The 19760-nt window shown below is 60.8% G+C and carries 18 protein-coding genes and 1 pseudogene; 18 read left to right on the forward strand and 1 reads right to left on the reverse strand.

What is annotated here, in order from left to right; all coding sequences use genetic code 11:
- The first annotated feature begins 494 nt into the window (after positions 1–494).
- From BM154_RS00925 to BM154_RS00950, 6 genes are all read left to right on the forward strand, one after another.
- Positions 495–773, forward strand: a complete 279-nt coding sequence (locus tag BM154_RS00925; protein ID WP_074882287.1) for a helix-turn-helix transcriptional regulator — start codon at positions 495–497, stop codon at positions 771–773.
- 11 nt (positions 774–784) lie between these two features.
- Positions 785–1612: a replication initiator protein A gene (locus BM154_RS00930; protein ID WP_074879806.1), complete on the forward strand. Its 828-nt coding sequence runs from the start codon at positions 785–787 to the stop codon at positions 1610–1612.
- Positions 1613–1856: 244 nt separating this feature from the next.
- Positions 1857–2495 carry a ParA family partition ATPase gene (gene parA, locus BM154_RS00935; protein ID WP_074879809.1) on the forward strand — a complete coding sequence of 213 codons (639 nt, stop codon included), beginning with the start codon at positions 1857–1859 and terminating at the stop codon, positions 2493–2495.
- Complete coding sequence (locus tag BM154_RS00940; RefSeq protein WP_074882289.1) at positions 2492–2734, forward strand: ribbon-helix-helix protein; 243 nt, start codon at positions 2492–2494, stop codon at positions 2732–2734. The genes parA and BM154_RS00940 overlap by 4 nt, the downstream gene beginning before the upstream one ends.
- A complete protein-coding gene (locus tag BM154_RS00945) occupies positions 2731–3258 on the forward strand; it encodes a S26 family signal peptidase (RefSeq protein WP_074879812.1) in 528 nt (175 codons plus the stop codon). Before BM154_RS00940 ends, BM154_RS00945 begins: the two co-directional genes overlap by 4 nt.
- A gap of 350 nt (positions 3259–3608) precedes the next feature.
- Entirely contained in the window at positions 3609–5558 is a 1950-nt protein-coding gene (locus BM154_RS00950; protein WP_074879815.1) for a relaxase/mobilization nuclease and DUF3363 domain-containing protein, read from the forward strand.
- A 17-nt stretch (positions 5559–5575) separates the two neighbouring features.
- On the opposite strand, the gene BM154_RS00955 is transcribed toward BM154_RS00950, so the two are convergent.
- Positions 5576–6430 carry a helix-turn-helix transcriptional regulator gene (locus BM154_RS00955; protein WP_074879818.1) on the reverse strand — a complete coding sequence of 285 codons (855 nt, stop codon included), beginning with the start codon at positions 6428–6430 and terminating at the stop codon, positions 5576–5578.
- Positions 6431–6585: 155 nt separating this feature from the next.
- Between BM154_RS00955 and hemA the strand changes: the two genes are divergently transcribed.
- The 12 genes and pseudogenes from hemA (at position 6586) to BM154_RS01020 (ending at position 19741) form a co-directional block, all read left to right on the forward strand.
- Entirely contained in the window at positions 6586–7818 is a 1233-nt protein-coding gene (gene hemA / locus BM154_RS00960; RefSeq protein WP_074879821.1) for a 5-aminolevulinate synthase, read from the forward strand.
- Position 7819: 1 nt separating this feature from the next.
- Complete coding sequence (locus tag BM154_RS00965) at positions 7820–8323, forward strand: GNAT family N-acetyltransferase (protein WP_074879824.1); 504 nt, start codon at positions 7820–7822, stop codon at positions 8321–8323.
- Positions 8320–9390 carry a Gfo/Idh/MocA family oxidoreductase gene (locus BM154_RS00970; RefSeq protein ID WP_074879827.1) on the forward strand — a complete coding sequence of 357 codons (1071 nt, stop codon included), beginning with the start codon at positions 8320–8322 and terminating at the stop codon, positions 9388–9390. The genes BM154_RS00965 and BM154_RS00970 overlap by 4 nt, the downstream gene beginning before the upstream one ends.
- Positions 9391–9412: 22 nt before the next feature.
- Positions 9413–11265 (forward strand): annotated as a pseudogene (gene asnB / locus BM154_RS00975) (asparagine synthase (glutamine-hydrolyzing)).
- An 86-nt stretch (positions 11266–11351) separates the two neighbouring features.
- Complete coding sequence (locus BM154_RS00980) at positions 11352–12515, forward strand: MFS transporter (protein ID WP_074879829.1); 1164 nt, start codon at positions 11352–11354, stop codon at positions 12513–12515.
- A 43-nt stretch (positions 12516–12558) separates the two neighbouring features.
- Positions 12559–13485, forward strand: a complete 927-nt coding sequence (locus BM154_RS00985) for a LysR family transcriptional regulator (RefSeq protein WP_074879832.1) — start codon at positions 12559–12561, stop codon at positions 13483–13485.
- A 159-nt stretch (positions 13486–13644) separates the two neighbouring features.
- Positions 13645–13989: a toxin gene (locus tag BM154_RS00990; protein WP_074879834.1), complete on the forward strand. Its 345-nt coding sequence runs from the start codon at positions 13645–13647 to the stop codon at positions 13987–13989.
- The gene (locus BM154_RS00995; protein ID WP_074879837.1) at positions 13986–14294 is read left to right on the forward strand and encodes a helix-turn-helix domain-containing protein; all 309 of its coding nucleotides are present in this window, start codon (positions 13986–13988) and stop codon (positions 14292–14294) included. Before BM154_RS00990 ends, BM154_RS00995 begins: the two co-directional genes overlap by 4 nt.
- Positions 14295–15040: 746 nt before the next feature.
- Positions 15041–15838, forward strand: a complete 798-nt coding sequence (locus BM154_RS23520; protein ID WP_167364643.1) for a restriction endonuclease — start codon at positions 15041–15043, stop codon at positions 15836–15838.
- Between the two features lie 98 nt (positions 15839–15936).
- The gene (locus BM154_RS01010) at positions 15937–16851 is read left to right on the forward strand and encodes a hypothetical protein (protein ID WP_244157034.1); all 915 of its coding nucleotides are present in this window, start codon (positions 15937–15939) and stop codon (positions 16849–16851) included.
- A 467-nt stretch (positions 16852–17318) separates the two neighbouring features.
- The gene (locus BM154_RS01015) at positions 17319–19310 is read left to right on the forward strand and encodes a conjugal transfer protein TraG (RefSeq protein ID WP_074879847.1); all 1992 of its coding nucleotides are present in this window, start codon (positions 17319–17321) and stop codon (positions 19308–19310) included.
- Positions 19307–19741, forward strand: coding sequence for a CopG family transcriptional regulator (locus BM154_RS01020; RefSeq protein ID WP_074879850.1), 435 nt, complete (start codon positions 19307–19309; stop codon positions 19739–19741). The genes BM154_RS01015 and BM154_RS01020 overlap by 4 nt, the downstream gene beginning before the upstream one ends.
- Positions 19742–19760: the final 19 nt, after the last annotated feature.

Raw genomic sequence — 19760 nt, forward strand, 5'->3', positions numbered from 1 at the left:
CAGCGGAGCTCTTCCCAGCCGCTCACTTCCCGCAGAGCTGATGCGCGTTCTGCCGTATACGCATGATTGACGTGCGTTGCAGCACCTCCGAGTAAGACCAATAAGGTCTCACGGTTTTACCCAAATCCATCGTTCCGGCTAGGCGTAGTTAAGGATTTACGGCAACGCGTATTCACTTTTTTTACTGATTTACGGATGCCGGATATCCGTCTGTACGGCGTCGACGCGGGCAGATCCTCGGACTGCTCGCAGTTCAGCCAAGAAGGCTGCAGCGGTCAGTAATCAGACAATGCCGGTCTTGATCATAATCCTCTCTTGCTCGGCATTCGCTCAGATCGAGCCCAGCATGATGAATTGCCGCAGCTGCCGCACGGTGCACCTTCCACGTCAATGGAGGACACCACATGTCGCACTCAGCAATCTTAGAGCGCTATGCACCAGGGCTCGGTTTGGACTCTGCGCAGATTCGTAAAGCCGGCCCGCGAGCCAACGCAATGACGCCGGTAGAGCCCGCTGAAACAGCCGCAACGCATACGCCCTGTACTCCACGCTACCTGACCAACAACGAAGCAGCAGCCTACCTGCGACTTTCGCCACGCACGCTGGAAAAGCATCGTGTTATCGGCGGTGGCCCGCGCTTTCACAAGTTTGGCAGACGGGTGATGTACGCCCTCGCTGACCTGGAGGCTTGGGCACGTGAGCGCAGTTTCGAGACCACTTTCGATCCTGAATACGTCGACCGTCACCCGGGAGCGAAGCGCGATGAGCAGTGAATCTGTTACCAATGAAGTGCCATTCATACGCGCAGGCAAGGCAAAGCGCGCAGCTGGACCTGTTTCAAGCACTGCCAGGGGACATGGCGCCGCGCGACGCCCAGGATCTCATGGCGCATCCCTTCTTCTCCCTGGCCAAGTCACGGCGCACGGTGCCGATCGACTTTCGTTCGGGCGATGTGACGGTACGTGTAGAGGGTACTCAAGCGCACGGTATCGCCACGATCTGGGATGCCGACATTCTGATCTGGGCCGCCAGCCAGATTGTCGAGGCTCGGGACTCGGGCATTCCAACTTCGAGGCTCATGCGCGCAACGCCGTACCAGATACTCAGGTTCATCGGCCGTGGCACTTCCACACGGGATTACACGCGACTCAAGGCCGCCCTCGACCGGCTGCAATCGACCAGTGTGGCCACATCCATACGCGAGACCACGGGCAGGCGTCTGCACCGCTTTTCCTGGATCAACGAGTGGAAGGAGCTGGCAGCGCCCGACGGACGACCGGAGGGTATCGAGTTGATCCTTGCAGACTGGTTCTACTGCGGGGTGCTGGAGCAGTCCCTGGTACTGACCATCGACCCGGCTTACTTCCGCCTCACCGGCGGCCTGGAGCGCTGGTTGTATCGACTCATCCGCAAACACGGCGGCAGGCAGAAAGACGGCTGGCAGTTCGACCTGCGCCACCTGTACCGCAAATCCGGAAGCATGGCGCGTTATTCGGATTTTGCCGGCGATCTGCGGGCATTGGTTTCTCGGCAGTCGATGCCCGGCTATCACCTGGAGCTCGTCCGTTTCTCTCCCTCAACGGAGCTGCTCGCATTCAGGCCGGTGCCGTAGACGGCACGTGGATATTTTCTGGAAAAGCTGTGAGTTCTGTCGTGCTATCAGGCGCAACCAGGCTCGTGCTATCAGGCGCAAGACTATCGTGCTATCGGGCGCACCTTCTCCTCTGCAGCCCACGGAGGACGGGGCCTATAGCCCGTCTTAACTTAACTAACTTAAAAGCTCTAACTTGTTATTGGGGCGCCGGGCATTTGTGGACAGACGCTGATCGCGAGGAGTCTGCGGGAGGCGTCTGGTCATGATCATCGCTCTGCTCAATCAGAAAGGTGGGGTGGGAAAAACCACTCTAGCCACCCACATCGCCGGCGAGCTGGCTGTACGCGGACGAAACGTCGTCCTGCTTGATGCCGACCCACAAGGCTCTGCCTTGGACTGGGCGCAGCGGCGCAGCCAGCAAGGCTTGCCGAGACTGTTTAGTGCGGTCGGTCTTGCACGCGAAACGCTGCATCAGGAAGCACCGGAGCTGGCCCTTCGTGCCGACCACGTCATCATCGATGGACCTCCTCGCATCGCTGCCCTCGCCCGTTCTGCATTGCTCGCTGCCGATCGTGTGTTGATCCCTGTTCAACCGAGCCCTTACGACCTGTGGGCCAGTTCGGAAATGGTCAGCCTGATTCGCGAAGCGCAGGTGTTCAAACCATCGATGCGTGCGGCGTTTGCAATCAACCGGCGGGTCAGCACCACGATCATCGGTCGCGAAGCACGCACTGCACTGGCTGAACAACCGGTACCGGCTCTGCATAGCGAAGTGCGCCAGCGAATCGTGTTTGCCGAGAGCGTGGCTGCCGGTCGTCTGGCACGGGAGCTGGCACCCGACAGCGCTGCGGCACGCGAGGTCAGCAATCTGGTCGATGAGCTTTTGCGGTGGTCTTCATGAGCAGCAAGCGCGTAGGAATTGGGGCACGCCCAATGGCCGATCCGCGAGCCGAAGCCTGGATACAGCAGCGCGTTGAAGCAGGACGCCAAGAAGGTGATCGCCAAACCGCACGTATGACGTTGGACGTGACGCCAGCACTGCGCACGCGCATCAAGCTAGCCGCCATCGACCGCGGTGTAACAATGGCTCAGATGCTGCGCGAAGTGCTTGAGCGAGAGTTCCCGGAGGTCTCGTCATGACAGCTACCGTGCACCGTCGTCGACGACCATTGGCACTGATAGCAGGCAGCTTGTTCGCACTGACTTGGACGGCCAATTACACACCCATGCCGCGGCTGGTTTACAACGCCTCAGACAGCCTACCCATAGGCTGGTACCACATCGAGACGCCTCGTTCATTGCGCCCGGGCGACACCGTGCTGATCAACTTGCCTCACGAGGCGAGGACGTTCGTGGCGCAACGCGGCTACCTGCCTGCGAACGTCCCGTTGCTGAAGACCGTGGCAGCAATTGCTCCCCAACATGTATGCGTGCTGAGCGGCTTGATTGTCGTCGACAGTGAACCTGTTGCCATTCGCTTGCGAGTTGATCGCAAGGGTCGCGTTCTGCCTCAGTGGAGTGGCTGTCGACAGTTGGATGACGGCGAGCTGTTTCTACTCAGCACCGCCAATCCGGAGTCCTTCGACAGTCGCTACTTCGGCCCTGTGCCTGTCGACTCGGTGATAGGTCGGGCGCAGCCACTTAGGGTGGAAGCACGCCAATGACCAAACCATCGCGCTGTCAGCTCAGCTGCAGAACGGCTGCATTCAGCAGCTATTGTCGCGGGCCACCTATTGCTGACTCCCCTGCCCTCATCAGGGACACGCGACTGGCCCGCACGTACAGAACCCACGCCCTGTTTACCCATTACTGAAATGCGAAAGGCACGGAGAGAGCTGAGGGCAAGATAAAAGGGGGCGGCACTTCGTTGGCCCGGAAAGCAGTCTGCACGGGGGTTGGCGGCGACACGGCGCCGGGCATAGCCAGGTGCCGAAACTGTGTTCGCCCCGCAGTTGTGCTGGCCAGGAAGCGTGCCTGATACGCCGTACCACGATCAACCTGGAGGAGTCTAAGCATGAGCAAAGGAAGTCGTCATGACGACGAATTGCGCTTTCGCCCGCAGCCGGGTAAGCCGCAGCAACGCGGCCAACCCTTCGTTAACCAGGTACTGCGACAGGCCAACAAGGCCGGCACCGGCAAGCCGCGCAAGGCGGGACACCAGCCCGGTGCCCGTCTCGGCCGCGGGCATGTCGCTGCGCGTTTCAGCGCGCAGAAACTGCCGTCCAACGCCCGCCGCGTCGCCATCAAGACGCGCCTGGTAAACCTGCGCCAGGCCGGTAAGCGCTCGACCGCGAGCCACCTGCGCTACATCGAGCGCGACGGCGTCAGTCGCGAGGGCGATCCGGGCCAGGCCTACGGGCCGCTGACCGACCAGGCCGACCTCAATGCGTTCGAGGAACGTGGCCGGGAAGATCGTCACCAGTTTCGCTTTATCGTCTCGCCCGAGGATGCTGAGCAGCTCGATGATCTGCGCACCTATACCCTCCACCTGATGAGCCGAATGGAAGCCGACCTCGGCACCCGCCTCGACTGGGTGGCGGTCGACCACTGGAACACTGACAACCCGCACACCCACATCGTCCTGCGCGGCAAGGACGACACCGGCAAGGACCTGGTGATCGCTCGTGACTACATCGCCGTGGGCATGCGCAATCGCGCCTCGGAGCTGGCCACTGAATGGCTGGGACCGCGCGCCGAACTAGAGATCCAGCAGAGCCTGCAGCGCGAGGTGCAGCAGGAGCGCTTTGCCAGCCTGGATCGCACCCTGTTGCGCGATCGCCAGGCCGGCGTGCTCAGCCTGAAATCGCTCGCCAACCATCCGCGCCGACAGTTGCTGATCGGTCGCCTGCAGCAGCTGCAGAGGCTTGAGCTGGCTCGTGAGGTTAGGCTAGGACAATGGATCCTACGTGACGACGTCGAGGTGACCCTGCGTGCCATGGGCGAGCGCGGCGATGTCGTGCGCACGATGCAGCGGGCCATGGGGGGCACGCAGCGAGAACTGACTGTCTTCCAGCCGGGCAAGGATAGCCCCGAGGTGGTCGGTCGGATCGTAGCCAAGGGGCTGGCCGACGAGCTAAACGACCGCGGCTATCTGGTGGTCGACGGACTCGACGGCAAGGCCCACTACCTGGCCCTGCCTGCCCGTGCGGAGCTGGCGGACTACCCCATTGGTGGCCTAGTGGAAACACGCAGTCTAAGCGAGCCGCGCACGGTGGATCGCTCGATTGCGGCGCTGGCTGCGGACGGCCTTTATCGCACCGATCATCACGCGGCCCTGGGACAATCACAGGCAGTAAGCGGACAGGATCCCGAGGCATTAATTGAACGCCACATCAGGCGTCTGGAAGCCCTCCGCCGGGCCGGTATCGTCGAACGGCTGGCCGAGGGCGTCTGGCGGGTGCCGGCAGATCTGCCCGAGCAAGGTCGACAACATGATGCTCGCCGCCTGGGCGATGTCTCCGTCGAACTGCGCACACCGCTGCCCCTAGAACAGCAGGTGCGCGCCGTCGGCGCGACTTGGCTGGACCAACAGCTGATCGGTGGCAACCGCGAGCTGGTCGGCACGGGCTTCGGCAAGGAAGTGCGCGAAGCGTTGCGGCAGCGCGCGGACTTTCTGATGGAACAGGGCCTCGCCGAACGCCAGGGCCAACGCGTGGTACTTTCACGCAACCTGCTGGCCACATTGCGCGGAAGGGAGCTGACGGCAACGGCACGTGAGATCTCGGCGCAGACGGGCATGCAGTACCGCCCGGCGGTCGAGGGCAAACGCGTCAGCGGGATCTACCGGCGCAGCATGCAACTGGCCAGCGGCCGTTATGCCCTGCTCGATGATGGTATCGGCTTTAGCCTGGTGCCGTGGAAGCCAGTAATCGAGCAGAAGCTCGGGCAGAGCGTGTCGGCAGTGATTCAGGGCAACAGCGTCTCCTGGCAACTGGGTCGCCAGCGCGGGCCGTCGATTGGTTGAGGAATCGGCGCCGGGGCTTATACCAGCGCTGGCTCCTGCTGCAACCACTGCTCGAAGTCGCGGCTCTGCGGCATACCTTCCTTCGCCGCGTAGTAGACCAGCCGCAGGTGGCGATCCTCGTCGATGGTCAGCGTGGTGTGCTCGAACACCACCTGGCCGATCGAATCGATCTTCAGGTGACGGATCCCCTGGCACGGGCCGTGGATGTCCTGCTGTCGCCACCACTCTCTAAAATCGGGCGACGCCTTTTCCAGATCCTTCACCAAGGCAGCGATATCAGGATCCTGGGTGGCACGCACAAAGTCGCGGCGGAAGCTGGAAAGGATCTGCAGCGCCTGCTCACTCCAGGGATTGAACAGCTCTCGCATTGCGGGGCTTGTGAAGAGCATCCAGAGCATGTTGCGGCGATCCGCCGGCAATGCGGAGAAGCCGAAAATCCGATCCGCTGCGGCGTTCCAGGCCAGCACATCCCAGCGCAGGTTGAGCACGTAAGCCGGGCGTGACGGCAGATCCGCCATAAGACGGTGGATCAGCGCAGGCACTATGCACCAAGTCTTGCCCGGTTCTGGCGGCAGACGCTGGTGAGCGAGCAGAAACAGGTGGCGACGCTCGGTGGCATCCAGCTTGAGCGCACGCGAAAGGTTGTCGAGGAAGGCCGCTGAGACACTGATGTCTCGACCTTGCTCCAGCCATGTGTACCAGGACAAGCCCACCCCAGCCAATGCCGCGACCTCCTCGCGGCGCAGCCCAGGTGTGCGCCGGCGGCTGCCGGCGGGCAGGCCCACCTCCTCCGGCGAAATACGTTCACGGCGACTACGCAGGAATTCGGCCAGATCTATTCGAGTGCGTTCAGTTGTGCGAGGCGCGCTCATCCGGTTACCTCCAGTAATAGGATAAACAGTCAAATTGTAACCCCCATAAATCCCGCTAAGAATAGCCCGGCCTGGATGGAATTACCCCTACCAGGCTCTCGCTTGATGAGGAACCACACAGAGACGTGTCATCAACTCGCTAAGGAGATAAACGGATGTATCAAGCACTTCTTCGAGAACAACTGGAGACATTGAAGTCCTCCAACCAATACCGCACCTTCACCACCCTGAGCCGCATGTGCGGCCAATATCCTCTGGCCAAATTGGATGGTCGCGAAGAGAACCCGGTGGTGGTCTGGTGCAGCAATGACTACCTCGGCATGTCCCAACATGCAGCTGTGCGCCAGCGAATTCATGACGCATTGGATGCTTACGGTGCGGGTTCCGGCGGCTCGCGTAATATCGGTGGATCACACGAGGTATACGCAGAGCTGGAAGCCTCTCTTGCTGAATGGCACGGCAAGGAAGCGGCGTTGGTATTTCCAACTGGTTTTGGTTCCAACGATGCCACCCTTCAGTGCCTGCTGCGACGCATCCCTGATTGCGTAGTAATCAGCGATGAGCTGAACCATGCCTCCATTGTGAACGGCATCCGCTCCACGCCCAACGAGCGCAAAATCTTCCGTCACAACGACCTGGAAGATCTGGAGCAGATCCTTGCCAGCTACCCACTTGGCCAACCGAAGATCGTGGTCTTCGAGTCGATCTACTCAATGGATGGCGACATCGCGCCTATCGCTGAAATTGTCGCACTCGCTAAGCGCTATAACGCCCTCACCTATCTGGACGAAGTGCATGCGGTGGGCATGTACGGCCCGCGCGGCGCTGGTATCGCCGCCGAACTGGGCATCGCCGGTCAGGTAGATATCATCCAGGGAACCATGGCCAAGGCCATTGGCGTTATCGGGGGCTACATCGCCTCTACTCAGGTAATCGTTGATGCGGTGCGCTCCTTTGCCACCGGTTTTATCTTCACGACCTCGCTGCCACCGGCAGTCACTGCCGGATGCCTGGCCAGCGTCGAACACCTCAAAGCGAACGACAACGAGCGTAATGCTCTGCATCGCCAGACGGGCAAGCTGCGCGAGCGCCTCAAGCATCACGATGTACCGGTGATGCCCTGCTCACAAACTCATGTGCTGCCGGTACTGGTTGGCGAAGCCAAGCGCTGCAAGGCAGCGGCAGATCGGCTGCTCCACGAACATGGTGTGTACCTGCAGCCAATCAACTATCCATCCGTGCCGGTAGGGACAGAGCGCTTCCGCGTCAACGCCACGCCGAACCACAACGATGCGCAGATCGAACATCTGGCGGTGTCGCTGCGCGAGACCTTCGACCACTTCAGCATCCCACTGGCATCCGAGGTGTTTGCTGCGGAGGTGGCCTGAGATGGAACAGTCCTTCTTCACGGTACGTCCGGCCACCCAGGCCGACCTGGTCAGTTTGGTGGAACTGCGCGCGTATCTGCTGGACGGCACCAACGCCAGCTATTCGAGCAAGACACCAGAAGATGCGACGCGCTGGCGGGCGGCCTACCGCACCTGGCTGAGCAGCCGCCTGAACGACAGTGACTGCGTGCAGATCCTCGCCGCCGAGCACAAGAAATCCGGTCAGGTGCTGGGCTGTGCGACCGCCATTATCGACCAGCGTGCGCCGGCACCGGGCTGCCTCAATGGCCTGTCCGGCTGGGTGCAATCGGTGGTGGTGGAGCCGCAGTGGCGTGGCCGCGGCATCGCCCGGCATCTGATGCAGCACCTGCTGCGCTGGTTCGCCAACCGCGGCGTCGGCTCGGTGGTACTGCAGAGCACCGCGGAGGCCGGCACGCTGTATCAGGGCCTGGGCTTCGCCGTCAGCGACGAGTGCCTGCTGATCCGTCAGGAGGCCTCGGCGTGAAGATCCTGATCATCGGCCTGGGCTACGCCGGCAACCGTTACCGCCGCGCCTTCGAGCATATCGCCACGAGCACCGGCCTGCCGCTGTCGCTGGCCTATGTCGGGCGCCGGCGGAAAACGACCGAACAGCCCTACTTCGACAACGTCGAGCGAGCGCTACAGGTATTTGAGCCGGATATTGCGGTGGTCAGCGTCAACGACCATAGCCATGCATCTGTGCTCAAGCAGCTGGCCGGCTACCGGGGGTTTGTGCTCTGCGAAAAGCCACTAGTCACGCCCGGTGACGACTTGGACGAGCTGCTATGTGCGCTAGATCAGGTCAGTGGCTTTGCCCTGGATCTGGTGGAGCGCTACTCGGACGCAACACGGCAGTTGCGCGAGTGGGTCAAGCGCCACGATTGGCAACTGGTGCGCGCCAGCTTCCACTGGGGTAAGGACCGCATCAACGACTACCGCCACACCTGCGGCGTGACCAGCGAGGTGATCCATGCCCTGGATCTGGTCGGCTGGATCTGCCCGCGTGCTGGCCAGCTCCAGCTCGATGGTGTGCTCGGTGTGCGCTCGGACTTCTCCATCTCCGGCTCTGAGGTACTCGACACCGTGCAACTCACCGCCAGCCTGGGCGAGGCGCGGGTCACCGGATACGCCAGCTTCGTCAACATCGTGCGCCAGCGCACCGTGGATTTCAGCTTCGTCGACCGCGACGCCCGACTGATCCATGCGCGCCTGATATTCGATACGCCGCGCTGGGATCACGACCAACTGCGCATCTGGACGCGCGGTGCCAACGGCAGCGAGGAGCTGCTCCACGAGTTCGCCACGGCCCCAGACGAACCTGGCCTGGACACCGTGCACAAGCTGTCTCGTCTGTGCCGACATGTGGTGCGCGCTGTGGCTCTTAGAGAATCGCCACCCCAGCCATTCGCCGGCCTCGATACCGCTGTGGCCTTGCAGCGCCTGCTCAACGACCTGGAAACCCATGCCCAAACCCCAGCTCCGGCACGCTACGTCCATGGCGAGACGCGCGTACTGCTGGCCGAGGACAGCGATCTGGAAAGCCTCGGGTAACTCAATCACAAGGAGAAGGACTATGTGTGGAATCGCTGGATGGCTGTCCTACAGCCGGAACCTGGAAACGCAACGCGAAACCCTGCAGCGCATGACCGACACAATGGCACTGCGAGGCCCTGATGCAGGCGGTCTGTGGATTGACGGCCCGGTCGGTCTGGGCCATCGGCGCCTATCGATCATCGACCTGGAGGGCGGCCGCCAGCCGATGACAGCGATGCACGGTGGCCCGCGCGAGGTCGCCGCGATCACTTACAGCGGCGAGGTCTACAACTTCCGCGAGCTACGCACCGAACTGCAACGACTTGGCCACCGTTTCGAGACCCGCAGCGACACCGAGGTGGTGCTGCGCGCCTATGTCGAATGGGGCAAGGCCTTCGTAGAGCAACTCAACGGCATGTATGCCTTTGCCATCTGGGACCTGCGCTCACAGGAGCTGCTGCTGATCCGCGACCGCATGGGCGTCAAGCCGCTGTACTACTTCCCTACCTCCGACGGCGTGGTGTTCGGCTCCGAGCCCAAGGCGCTGCTGGCCAATCCACTGGTACCGCGCAAGGTGCGTGCAGACGGCCTGCGCGAGATCCTGGAGATGGTGAAGACGCCGGGCCATGCTGTGTTCGACGGCATGCGAGAGGTGATGCCCGGCGAGATCGTGCGCATCAACCGCCAGGGCCCGGGCCGTCGCCACTACTGGAAGCTGGAGGCGCGCGAGCACGAGCACACGCTAGACGAAACCATCCGCCATACCCGCGACCTGCTGGTGGACATCGTCGACCGCCAGATCGTCGCCGACGTGCCGCTGTGTAGTCTGCTCTCGGGCGGGCTGGACTCCTCGATCATCACCGCGCTGGCTTCTAAAAAGTTGCTAGCTGAGGGCAAGGAGAACATCCGCTCGTTTTCTGTCGACTTCGTCGACCACGGCAGCGGCTTCACCGGCGATGCAGTGCGCGGTACCCCGGATGCTCCTTTCGTACGCGACCTGGTGGAGAAAATTCGCTCCAGTCATCAGGAAATCATCCTCGACAGCCGCGAGCTGGCCGACCCGGCGCTGCGTACGCAGATCGTCCGCGCCCTCGACCTGCCTCCGGCCTTCTGGGGCGACATGTGGCCATCGCTCTACCGACTGTTCCAGGAGGTGCGCAAGCATTCGACGGTAGCGCTCTCTGGTGAGAGCGCAGACGAGGTATTTGGTGGCTACCGCTGGTTCCACGACCCTGAAGCCATTCAGGCCAATACCTTCCCCTGGCTGACCTCGGTGACAGGCAAGTACTTCGACGGTAAAACCCTGTTCGACCCAGGCCTGCTAGCCCAACTCGACATGCAGACCTTCTTGCGTGACAGCTATGCCCAGGCCATTGGCGACGCACCGGTGCTGCCCGGTGAGAGCGCCTTCGACCAACGTATGCGGCAGATGAGCTACGTCAACCTGACACGCTTCGTCCAAACCCTGCTCGATCGCAAGGACCGAATGAGCATGGCGGTTGGCCTAGAGGTACGGGTGCCCTTCTGCGATCACCGGCTGGTTGAGTACGCCTTCAACATTCCTTGGCCGATGAAGGCCTTTGATGGCGGGAGAAAAGCATTCTCCGCGCAGCGACCCGCGACCTGCTGCCCGAATCGATCAGCGAGCGGGTCAAGAGCCCCTACCCCTCGACGCAGGATCCGGCCTACGAGCAGGCACTGCGTGATGCGCTGACCGAAATCCAGGCAGATCGCAATGCGCCGGTGACGGCGTTGCTCGACAGCAGCCGCGTCCAGCAAACCCTGGCCAAGCCGCTCGGAAGTATCTCGCCCATGTATGAACGCATGGGGATAGAGCTAGCCGTAGGCCTCAACACCTGGCTGAGCGAATACGACGTCAGTCTCAAGCTGTAGCCCAAAACCGGGAGTGGCCCCGGTGCGGGTCACTCCTATTCGCTGTACCACCCAAGCGCTCCGAAGGAGCACAAGCGAGTCCGAGCATGCACACACCCAACCAATCACCCATCTACCTCATAGCGCTGGGGGCTTTCGCCCTAGGCATGGCCTCCTATGTCACCGCCGGGTTGATCCCGATGATCGAGTCCTCGTTCGCGGTCTCCGTCGCGGTGGCCGCACAGTTGGTCACCGCCTTCACTCTGGCCTACGGCCTGGGTTCGCCGATCTTCGTGGCCCTGACCCCAGCAAATCGTCAGCGCGCCGGCCTGTTGCTGGCCCTGGGCCTGTTCGTCATTGCTAACGCCGCCAGTGCACTGGCCGAGAGCTTCACCGTGCTCATGGCCTGGCGTGCCATCGCCGGTATCGGCGCAGGCGTCTACCTGGCCATGGGCATCGGTGCCTCGGCCGCCGTGTCCACCCCGGAGCGCCGCGGCAAGGCCATCGCCATCATCATGGGCGGCATGGCCAGCGGCGTGGTGCTGGGCGTGCCACTCAGTCTGCTGATCGCCGAACAGCTGCGCTGGCAGGCTGCCCTGTGGCTGGTCACCCTGCTTGGCCTCGTGGCCTTCTTCGGCCTGCTGCTGAAGCTCCCTTCATTGCCGGCGGCCACTGCCACAACGCTGGGCCAGAAGCTGGCGATCCTCGGCGACGGTCATGTGCTGGTCATCCTGCTGGTGTCGCTGCTGGCTGCTATCGCCAGCCTGGGCATGTACACCTTCATCGCCCCACTGCTGGCTGACCCGGCCTACGGCGCGGTGCGCTCGGTCACGCCCTATCTGTGGGTCTGGGGCATCGGCGGTGTGCTGGGCAGCTTCCTGATCGGCCCACTGGTGGATCGCATCAAGGGCCCGGTGCTGACCTTCGCTATCATGATCATCCTCGCCGTGTCGCTGTTCGTGCTGCCGCTGGCGGCTGCCCTCAGCACCTGGCTGGTAATGCTGCCTATTGCTCTGTGGGGAGCCGTCGGCTGGGCGCTACAGGTGCCGCAGAACAACGAACTGATTCTTGCCCGCCAGTCTCAGGGGGACGGCAACCTGGCCATCGCATTGAACGAGTCCGCGCTCTACCTGGGCAGCGCTATCGGCGCCGCGGCCGGCGGTTTCGTGCTGCTGTTGCAAATGCCTACCTGGACACTGGCTGCCAGCGCAGGGAGTGTGGCCGCCTTGGGTGCTCTGCTGCAAATCATCAATCTGCGTCGCCGGGCCTAACGTCGACGCTTAAATTCAACATCTAACTGATGGAGGAAAGGCCGTGGAACTGCGCCACCTTCGCTGTTTCATTGCCGTTGCAGAAGAACTGCATTTCGCGCGTGCTGCCGCGCGCCTGCATATCGAACAGTCGCCCCTGTCGCGGATCATCAAGGAACTGGAGTACCGCCTGGGCGTGCAACTGTTCGAACGCACCACGCGGCGCACGCGCCTGACCTGGGCCGGCAAGGTGCTCTTGAAAGAGGCGCGTAGGGTGCTCGCTGTGGTCGATCAGGCCAAGGCCAGCGTCAAGAGCGCAGCGGCCGGCTACCGTGGGCGCATTCGCGTGGCGCTGTCCGACGGTACACCTCAGGCACGCTTGGCCGCCCTGCTCGCCCAATGCCGCGAGGAAGAACCCGAGGTCGAGATCTGCCTGTCGGAGGTCACCTTCAGCGAACAGGTCAGAGGGCTGAACGATGACCTGTACGACATCGGGCTCGCTCAATCGGACGAGCTCGGCGAAGGGCTGGTGGCCGAGCCGGTCTGGTTCGATCCACTGGTTGTGGCGGTGCCTGCCCGCCACCCGCTACTTAGCTACCGGCGCGTACCGCTCGATGAGGTGGTGCGCTACCCGCTGGTGCTCTGCGATCCGCAGGTCTGCCAAGGATTCTGGCAACAATTACAGCGGGTATTGGGCGCCGTGGATACGCGACTGACCATTGCTGACCACGTTCCCACTCTGGATCTGATGATGGCGCTGGTCGCCGCGGGTTACGGTCTGGGCTTCTCCAGCTTGGCCCGCATCAACGAACTGAACAATCCGGACGTCGTGGCCAGGCCGCTAGACGGCTGCGCATCGATGCTGACCACCTACATGGTAAGGCGCAAAGGCGAGCCGGCCGAGCAACTGGCGCGATTTATTGGGCGGGTGAGCCCGGCGGAACGCCAGGCGTTGCTGCCGGATCACGCATCACAGAAGGAAATCGCCTGATCGCCCGAGGCACTAGATCTCCCCGTCGCGGCGAGCCCTCCCAGAAGAGCGTCTTAGCGGCAGCCCAGCCAGGCTGCCGCATTTGTTGTATCTGGCCAAAAAGCCCCTTTCTTGACAAGAAGACACTCACCGTTAAATATACGTAAATAGCGCACAAAAATGAAAGCATTGTTCGTTGAACTGTCACCCTTTGAGCGCAACCGAAAAGCCCACCTGGATGACGGCGAATACTCGCTATTCCAGCAAATGCTCTTGGCCAACCCGGAGGTGGGCGCAGTCATCGCCAACAGCGGTGGTCTGAGGAAGGTCCGCTTCGGATCAGTCAGGCGCAGCAAGGGGAAGCGAGGTGGCGTTCGGGTGATTTATTACTACTGGCACAGCGGTCTGCAGTTCTGGCTCTTTACCCTGTATGACAAAGACGAACTCGATGAGCTGAGCAGTGACCAGCGTAGGCAGTTGAAAGCGCTCCTTGAGCGCGAAGTTGAGGCGAGGCAAGCACCATGACCAAACGCGATATTTTTTCCGAGCTGATCGAAGGCTTCGACGACTTGGCCGCAGCACGTGAAGGCAAGCGTACGCTGCGTACTCACAAGGTCGAATACAAGCCAATCGAACCCGCGACAGGCGCGGAAATCGTCGCACTGCGCGAAAAGCTGCAGATGTCCCAGGGTGTATTTGCGCAGGCCATCCACGCCAAGCCTGCAACCCTGAAGAACTGGGAACAGAACCGCTCAAAGCCCAACGACCAGGCCACTGTCCTGATCCGTATCCTGAGCAAGCATCCGGAGCTCATACGCGAACTGGCATAGCTCAACGGAGCGCTATTCCTCCCTGCAACAGCGGCGAGTCGGCAGAATCACTCGCCGAGTACCCAAATCAATTGGGAAGCGAAGTGAAGCGGGCAGCATGCACAGGCCTTCGCTACAACTCGATTCGCTCTCCAGGCAACGTCTGCTGGGCGCTGATGACTCCGCGCCCTGTCACCTCGATCATCCAGGCTACCCATTCCGAGATGATCGGGAGCGAGCAAGTAATCAGCATCAACCAAATTACAACGCTGCTAGCCGAATAGCTCCCAGCGCTGAGGGTGAACCCTACCATGAGGTAGGGAGCGGCCTCCGGTCACGGACTGCCGATCACAACCGGCAGAAATCGGCCGATTGTGTTGAAAAAGTTCCTTCGCGATTACTACCCCACGAACGAGCGTTGCTGAGGTGGAAATCTAAGGTGTTTGGAAGGTGGAAGTCAGCCTGGTTTTTACGTAGCAGCGCCAAGATCGTGCGTTTTTTGAGCGCCGGAATGGCCGATCCAGCCAAGGTCGACTTTTTCAACAGAATCGGCCAGATGCAGACGTTCCTAGACGGAGACGCTTTCCCATAACCGACCATAGACACATGGGCAACGACTCCGTAATCTCGAGATGAGTCTTGTCGCTTTTGCCCTTCTAGCAGTCGCTTCACCTAGCTCAAGAGATTATGCGTGGACAAGGAACATATGCGACGCATGTGGCGAAAAACATTCCCTCACACGTGCAGTTTATTTAGGCATCTCGAACATGGCCTCACCGGTCTGGCAGTACAACAGCCACACACAATCCGCTCCTCTGCTCACGTCTGTATTTCGCAACAGCTTTTGCCCCTGCTGCGCATGCAGCCAGGCTCTTGCCGTTTCTGATCGATACGACGAGTCAGACGGTCGACGCTATTCCAAATATATTAAAGTGATGTGTTGCGCCCTGTGCGGCTGGTGGTTCGTCTCTAAAGATACTTGGGATAGCGCTTGCGGCCTTGATCACACACTTCATATCCTTACTGCAACCGGAGCTGCACTGAGAACGTTTTCTCCTGGGCCAAGTGATGCACAACTAACCATCTTGGAAGGCGAGATTCGAGACCATTTGCTTGGCAAAGGCACCTCAGCAGAATGGGCTGCTCTCGAAGATGTAACTAAGGGAGTTTTCCGGGAGTTTGGGTATCAAGCACGTGTGACTGCCAGATCTAAAGATGGAGGCATTGACGTCATCGTAGACCATGCCGAATTTGGTGACGTCTATGCACAAGTCAAGCACACAAGGAATAAAGTCGGTGTCCGAGTGCTTCGAGAACTTATTGGGACTATGGCAATAAACGGCACCACAAACTCGCTACTTGTTACGTCATCCGGTTTTACCCATGGGCTTTCCAAGGAGAAAGCGCTAGCAGCACAGAAGGGTTTCTTCGTAGAGCTTGTAGACGGAAACCGCCTACTTGCATCTCTCAATCTCACCTATCGACGCGATCCTCCCACGATCTCCGAGGTCATGGATGTCGCTGATCCGAACATCCAGCTCATCATTGAAGAAGTTAAACTATGACATACCTCACAACCCATAGGGTCGGCGCGCAAAGCAGCATGAGGCGGTGAGTTTATATTTTACCCAGTTAAAATTCTAGTACATTTAAGATTGAAAATATGGCAATAAAAATCACGCCGCATCTTGTCCAACTTGCATATGAAGCAGTGCTGAAATCTTTCTGGCGAAAAGAGTCTCTTCGCAAATTTCTGCGACAAACCCATGTCGCCGAAGCTCACTTGGCATCATGGTCTCCTGATGAAAGCAAGCGCGACTTCTTAGACCGTACCTTCGCGGCACTGCAACGAAGCGATAAGGGCAAGGCTGTAATCGGCGAAATGGCAATTTTCCTCGCGGAGCAGACCACTTTTCCTGACCTTCGAAATTGGGAAGACTCAGCTGAAAAAATCCAATGTGCGTCCGAAGCAGTCGCGGAACTGAAAGCGTTTATCACTCGACAGTCAGAGGAAATACGATCCGAGCGAGAACGCGAGGCTGTGAAGGAAAAGGCTCGAAAAGAACGCGAAGCAGTTCAACGTGAAAAAGCAAGCCTTGCAGACTTGATGAACAGGCTCAACGAACTAGCACAGCAGATGGGGACGGCTTCAGGAGGCTACGCTTTTCAAGACTGGTTCTACGACTTTCTAAATTTCACAGAAATTGAGCATCGCAGGCCATACAACACAGGTGGCAGACAAATCGATGGTTCCCTCACAATTGATGGAACAACTTACCTCATTGAACTGAAATTCACGGCCGTCCAAGCCGGTAGCCCTGACATCGATATTTTTCGGAGCAAGGTCGAAAGCAAGGCAGACAACACCATGGGCTTGTTTGTTTCCATGGCAGGCTATTCATCGGTGGCCTTAAAAGAAGCATCTGGGAAGAAAACTACTTTACTGCTGCTCGATGCATCGCACATCTACCTTATTCTCACCGGCGGTATGACGTGCATTGATGTTGTTCGACGGGTTCGTCGACACGCTTCGCAAACAGGGGAGTCATTCCTTCCTGTTGCATCTTTCGGGGGCTAAAGAGGCATATCATCCAGAAAATTGTGTTGCCACCTTGGGCTGGGTCTAACTGACGGGTTCAACGCAAGCGCTTAAGCTTGGTATGGGTGTCTACTTCAACCCCTCGCGAGCGACCGCTTCTGGCCGATTCTGTTGAAAAAGTCGGCCTTGGTTTTCACGGCGGAAAAATTGGCGCCCGAGATTGAAATCTTAAAATTTGGCAGAGGTCTATTTAGGCTCAGATTTCACGTAGCGGCGTATTCGGCTGGTTTCTGCCCGTCGCCAGCGACAGCCTCGGGTCGACATCTACCGGTCGCGTACACCGTACCCTGCTGAGTTTATCCGCCAACCGCCACAGCCTGCTGTGTTGCCCCTACCTTCTTAGTCCCCGCCAAAACGGTCTTTGACCCCTCCCCTCCCAATGCCGAACCTTTCGTCCGCGGCACTTCTGCGTGCCGTGTGTTTTGCCTGGGAGGTTGGGTTCAGGGATGCAAGCGACGACGGTGCTGTACGGCCAGGTGTTGGTGGTGTTGGCCGTTACCCTGTCCGGGGTGTGGGGTGCCACGCAGTGGACGGCTGCCGCGCTCGGCTATCAGGCTCGCCTAGGAGCGCCCTGGTTCGAGTTGCTGGGGACGCCAGTGTATCACCCCTGGCGCCTGTTCGAGTGGTGGTTCGTCTTCGATGCCTATGCGCGGGACGTCTTCAACGTCGGCGGCAGCATCGCTGCCTGCAGCAGCCTGCTGGCATTGGTGGTGGCCATCGGCATGGCTATCTGGCGGGCACGCCAGGCACGGCGCGTCACCACCTATGGCTCGGCGCGCTGGGCCGATGCGGATGAGGTTCGCAAGGCTGGTCTGACCCAGCCTGCGGGCGTGTTCCTCGGCCAGTTCGACGACCAGTATCTGCGTCACGAAGGCCCCGAGCATGTGCTGACCTTTGCGCCGACGCGCTCGGGTAAGGGCGTCGGCCTGGTGGTACCCACCCTGCTCTCCTGGCCTGCCTCAGCAGTCATCCACGACATCAAGGGCGAGAACTGGAGCCTGACTGCGGGCTGGCGTTCGCGTTTCTCCCACTGCCTGCTGTTCAACCCCACCGACCTCGCTTCGGCCGCCTACAACCCGCTGCTGGAAGTGCGTCGCGGTGCCCACGAAGTACGCGACGTACAGAACATCGCCGATATCCTCGTCGATCCAGAGGGCGCGCTGGAGCGGCGCAATCACTGGGAGAAGACCAGTCATGCGCTGCTGGTCGGCGCCATCCTGCACGTGCTCTACGCCGGCCAAGACAAGACCCTGCGCGGCGTAGCCAACTTCCTCTCCGATCCGGCCTGCACCTTCGAACTGACCCTGCACCGGATGATGACCACGCCGCATCTAGGTGATGCCCCCCATCCGGTGGTGGCCTCAGCCGCCCGGGAGGTGCTGAACAAGAGCGACAACGAGCGCTCGGGCGTGCTGTCCACGGCCATGTCCTTCCTCGGCCTGTACCGTGACCCAACGGTGGCCGAAGTCACATCACGCTGCGACTGGCGCATCGCCGACCTGATCTCGGCCGAGCATCCGGTGTCGTTGTATCTGGTGGTGCCGCCCTCGGATATCAGCCGCACCAAACCGCTGATCCGCCTGATCCTCAATCAGGTCGGCCGGCGCCTGACCGAGTCGCTCGACGGCTCCGACGGCATCGAGCGCCGGCACAAGCTGCTGCTGATGCTCGATGAGTTTCCGGCGCTGGGGCGATTGGACTTCTTCGAGACGGCGCTGGCCTTCATGGCCGGTTATGGGCTGCGCGCCTTCCTAATCTCGCAATCACTGAACCAGATCGACAAGGCCTACGGCCAGAACCACTCGATCCTCGACAACTGCCATGTGCGGGTGACCTTCGCCACCAACGACGAACGCACCGCCAAACGCATCTCAGAGACCCTGGGTACTGCCACCGAACTGCGCGCGCAGCGTAACTACGCCGGCCATCGCTTGGCGCCCTGGCTCGGCCACCTGATGGTCTCGCGCCAGGAAACCGCACGCCCGCTGCTGACCCCGGGAGAGGTGATGCAACTGCCCAGCGACAAGGCCGTGGTGATGCTCTCGGGCCTAGCGCCAATCCGCGCGAAGAAGCTGCGCTACTTCACCGACGCCAACTTCCAGAGCCGGGTGCTGCCCGCCCCGCGCTTGCAGCCGGGCCGCTATGCCGACGCACCGTCGCCACGCGCAGACGATTGGAGCGACCTGGCCGTGCCTTCGGCCCCCGACGCTGCGCAGGCTCACTTGGCCAATGTAGAAAGCGTCGAGGACGGCGGCCCACGCCGTCAGCCCGAACTAGAGGAGCTCGCCCAGTTGCCGGATCACGACGAGCTAGCTAGCGACCTGCTCCTGCTCGACGAGGACGACATTCCCACTCCCTTCCCCACCCAGCCGGATCCACGCCTGCAGCGCGTGGCGCGACTGGCCGCCCTCGACCCTGACGATGGAATAGTCCTATGAGCCGAGCCCGCCTCAACCTGTTTATCCAACCCGAGCATGCCAAGCGCCTGAAGGAACTGGCGATCACCAAGGGCGTGTCGAAGTCCTCAATCATCGCTGCGGCGTTAGCCTCCTGGCTGTCGCCCGAGTCAGGTGAGCAACGCGAAGTGGCCATAGCCAAACGCCTGGATCGCCTGTCACGTCAGTTAGAGCGCCTGGAGCGCGACCAGAACATCCTGATCGAGACTGTGGCGCTCTACGTGCGCTACTACCTCACTGTCAGCACGCCTGTACCCGAGGCTCACCAAGAAGCAGCACGCGCGCAGGGCAAGCTGCGCTTCAGCCAGTTCGTCGAGCAACTGGGGCGCCACCTGCAGCGCGGACGCAGCCTGGTCAGAGACGTGCACGAAGAGCTTCAGGCAGAGGCTCAGTTCTCGGGAGAGCGTCCATGACTGTCGCCCCCTCCCCAAT

Source organism: Phytopseudomonas argentinensis (assembly GCF_900113905.1).
Classification (GTDB): domain Bacteria; phylum Pseudomonadota; class Gammaproteobacteria; order Pseudomonadales; family Pseudomonadaceae; genus Aquipseudomonas; species Aquipseudomonas argentinensis.

Coding starts and splice junctions, on each gene's coding strand:
- BM154_RS00950 (WP_074879815.1), top strand. CDS start 3,609: ATGAGCAAAGGAAGTCGTCATGACGACGAATTGCGCTTTCGCCCGCAG.
- BM154_RS00945 (WP_074879812.1), top strand. CDS start 2,731: ATGACAGCTACCGTGCACCGTCGTCGACGACCATTGGCACTGATAGCA.
- BM154_RS00940 (WP_074882289.1), top strand. CDS start 2,492: ATGAGCAGCAAGCGCGTAGGAATTGGGGCACGCCCAATGGCCGATCCG.
- BM154_RS00980 (WP_074879829.1), top strand. CDS start 11,352: ATGCACACACCCAACCAATCACCCATCTACCTCATAGCGCTGGGGGCT.
- parA (WP_074879809.1), top strand. CDS start 1,857: ATGATCATCGCTCTGCTCAATCAGAAAGGTGGGGTGGGAAAAACCACT.
- BM154_RS00930 (WP_074879806.1), top strand. CDS start 785: ATGAAGTGCCATTCATACGCGCAGGCAAGGCAAAGCGCGCAGCTGGAC.
- BM154_RS00955 (WP_074879818.1), bottom strand. CDS start 6,430: ATGAGCGCGCCTCGCACAACTGAACGCACTCGAATAGATCTGGCCGAA.
- BM154_RS01020 (WP_074879850.1), top strand. CDS start 19,307: ATGAGCCGAGCCCGCCTCAACCTGTTTATCCAACCCGAGCATGCCAAG.
- BM154_RS00965 (WP_074879824.1), top strand. CDS start 7,820: ATGGAACAGTCCTTCTTCACGGTACGTCCGGCCACCCAGGCCGACCTG.
- BM154_RS01010 (WP_244157034.1), top strand. CDS start 15,937: ATGGCAATAAAAATCACGCCGCATCTTGTCCAACTTGCATATGAAGCA.
- BM154_RS00990 (WP_074879834.1), top strand. CDS start 13,645: ATGAAAGCATTGTTCGTTGAACTGTCACCCTTTGAGCGCAACCGAAAA.
- BM154_RS23520 (WP_167364643.1), top strand. CDS start 15,041: ATGGCCTCACCGGTCTGGCAGTACAACAGCCACACACAATCCGCTCCT.
- BM154_RS00925 (WP_074882287.1), top strand. CDS start 495: ATGACGCCGGTAGAGCCCGCTGAAACAGCCGCAACGCATACGCCCTGT.
- BM154_RS01015 (WP_074879847.1), top strand. CDS start 17,319: ATGCAAGCGACGACGGTGCTGTACGGCCAGGTGTTGGTGGTGTTGGCC.
- BM154_RS00995 (WP_074879837.1), top strand. CDS start 13,986: ATGACCAAACGCGATATTTTTTCCGAGCTGATCGAAGGCTTCGACGAC.
- hemA (WP_074879821.1), top strand. CDS start 6,586: ATGTATCAAGCACTTCTTCGAGAACAACTGGAGACATTGAAGTCCTCC.